Annotated in this window: 1 tRNA gene and 1 rRNA gene; both read left to right on the plus strand. The window is 47.2% G+C overall.

Annotated features, from left to right (window positions below):
* Positions 1-16: 16 nt before the first annotated feature.
* Positions 17-132: ribosomal RNA gene (gene rrf, locus AC1DEF_RS29320) — 5S ribosomal RNA — on the plus strand.
* A gap of 116 nt (positions 133-248) precedes the next feature.
* Positions 249-324: transfer RNA gene (locus tag AC1DEF_RS29325), tRNA-Val, on the plus strand.
* The last annotated feature ends 72 nt before the right edge of the window (positions 325-396 follow it).

The following is a 396-nucleotide window of genomic DNA, read 5'->3' on the forward strand; positions in this document are numbered from 1 at the left end:
AGAGAGCAATCTCTTGTCTGGTGGCGATAGCGAAGAGGTCACACCCGTTCCCATACCGAACACGGAAGTTAAGCTCTTTAGCGCCAATGGTAGTTGGGACTTTGTCCCTGTGAGAGTAGGACGTTGCCAGGCAATGAATAAGACCCCTTATGAGTCTCTTGTAAAAGAGCATAGGGGTTTTTTATTTGAAATATTCTATCATAAGTAATGAAAATAACGCTGTTTATAGCGCTTATATAGATTTTTTTGGAGGATTAGCTCAGCTGGGAGAGCACCTGCCTTACAAGCAGGGGGTCGGCGGTTCGATCCCGTCATCCTCCACCACCGTGCCGGTGTAGCTCAACTGGTAGAGCAACTGACTTGTAATCAGTAGGTTGGGGGTTCAAGTCCTCTTGC

The sequence above is a fragment of the Priestia sp. 10L35 genome (assembly GCF_056395685.1).